The organism is Azospirillum sp. B506, assembly GCF_000333595.1.
Lineage (GTDB): Bacteria > Pseudomonadota > Alphaproteobacteria > Azospirillales > Azospirillaceae > Azospirillum.
Map to the genome: position 1 here is coordinate 1 of NZ_BADK01000992.1, position 1,866 is coordinate 1,866.

General features: G+C 60.9%; 3 protein-coding genes. 2 read left to right on the top strand and 1 reads right to left on the bottom strand.

Annotated features, from left to right (window positions below):
• The coding region (locus I71_RS30600) for an enoyl-CoA hydratase/isomerase family protein (protein ID WP_042703257.1) at positions 1–331 on the bottom strand (331 nt) is incomplete at its 3' end.
• A 294-nt stretch (positions 332–625) separates the two neighbouring features.
• On the opposite strand from I71_RS30600, the gene I71_RS30605 reads away from it, so the two are divergent.
• Both I71_RS30605 and I71_RS30610 read left to right on the top strand, forming a co-directional pair.
• Positions 626–1,519, top strand: a complete 894-nt coding sequence (locus tag I71_RS30605) for a diacylglycerol kinase family protein (protein ID WP_042703259.1) — start codon at positions 626–628, stop codon at positions 1,517–1,519.
• Between the two features lie 19 nt (positions 1,520–1,538).
• Positions 1,539–1,866: metallophosphoesterase (locus I71_RS30610; RefSeq protein ID WP_042703261.1), on the top strand; the 328-nt coding region annotated here is incomplete at its 3' end.

Below are 1,866 nucleotides of genomic sequence, written 5' to 3' on the forward strand. Positions count from 1 at the left end.
CGTAGGGTTTGGACAGGCGCTTGATCAGCCGGTTCAGTACATACTTTTCGCTGAAGAAGGCGCGGATCGGCTGGGTATCGCCATGCCCTTCCTTGGCGGCCTTGCCGGCTTCATACAGACTGACGACATCGCCGCCGGCGCAGAAAGCCTTCTCGCCGGCACCGCGAATCACGACGGCCTTGATCTCCGGATCGGCATTCCAGGCCCGCAGTTGCGGATCGAACAGCCTGATCATCCCAAGAGTCAGCGCGTTCAGCGCCTTGGGCCGGTTGAGCGTGACGAGGCCGATGGCGCCCCGGCGTTCGAACAGAATCTCAGCAGCGTCGCTCATCGTCTTGTATTTTCTCAATTATCGTTGCGAAACGGGCGGTGGCGGGCCGTCTGTACCATCCCTGCCATGCTTTGAGGGGAGGAAACAGCCGGCAGCGATGATACGGCAGCCTACGACGCTGTCAAACCAGCCATACGGATGCGGATGTTCGCCCGCCGAGGTCGGGGCAGGCCGGTCAGGAACATCGATCCCCTTGGACCGTTGCGCTCACGCTCTCATCTGAAGATATGACCCCATTCCGATCCTCAGCGAAGGCCAGATGCCGATGATGCTCCATATCCCACCGGGTGATCCATGAAAGTCGGAATCGTCCTGAACCGGCAGGCAGGTTCACTGGTCGATCGGCCCATCGACCGTGCGGAGACAGCGATCCGCACGGCGTTCGAGCGGCATGGTGCCACCGTCGATCTCCACACCGTCGACGGTGCGCAATGCACCGAGACGATCCGGCAGGTTCTGGAGTCCGAGGCCGAGACCGTGGTGGTTGGCGGCGGAGACGGCACTCTGCACAGCGCGGTGAAGCTCGCGCTGCCGAAGGGGAAGACGTTGGGCGTCATTCCATTGGGTACTCTCAACTTATTGGCACGGGATCTTCATATTCCACTTGAATTGGAGGATGCCGCAGAAGCGTTGGCTGGCGGGCGCGTCCGTGTCATCGACATCGCCGAGGTGAATGGCGAACCCTACACCAACAGTTCCGTCCTGGGCTTTTATCCGCAGGTGGTCCAGGAGCGCGAACGCCAGCGCAAGCAGCACCGGTTGCTGAAATGGCCAGGGGCCGCCATGGCACTGGCAAGGACGCTGTACAAGATGCCGATGCTGGATGTGCGGCTGGATTGGGGCGAGGGGCCACGGCGCATGCGCACCCCGATTCTGGTCGTTTCCAACAATGTCTACGACGACGGATTCGGCCTCGTCCTGGCCCGCGAGGCTTTGGATGCGGGAAAACTTGGGGTGTATGTGGCCCGCGAACGGAACGCCTGGGCGATGTTGCGGTTGATGGGACGGCTGGTCGCCGGCTCCTGGAAACAGGACGAGGGGTTGGAAACCTATTCGGTCACCAGCCTGACGGTCCACAGCCGCCGCCATCACCTGAAGATGGTCAACGACGGCGAAATCCGGAAGCTGCATGCGCCACTTCATTATCGGATTCTTCCGAAAGCCCTGAAGGTTCTGGCGCCTGGCTGAGAAAGAGGATGAGGAAGGCGTGAAACGGCTCGCTCACATCTCCGACCTGCATTTCGGGCGGATAGACCAGCGCGTGGTGGATGGCCTGCTGGCCGACCTGAGGGCGCAGGCTCCCGACCTGATCATCATATCCGGCGACTTCGTACAGCGGGCGAAGGCACGCCACTTCGAGGAAGCGCGCGTCTTCCTGGAAAAATTGCCCTTTCCTTACATGGCTGTACCGGGGAATCACGACATCCCGGTTTATAACGTGTTCAAGCGCTTCACCGATCCGTACGGCCATTACCGGCGCTACATCTCCAACGATTTCAGCCCGCTGCACATCGATGACGAGATTGCCGTTCTGG

What these genes read in the sequence shown, in the direction of transcription:
- I71_RS30605 (WP_042703259.1), top strand. Translation starts at nt 626, where the DNA reads ATGAAAGTCGGAATCGTCCTGAACCGGCAGGCAGGTTCACTGGTCGAT.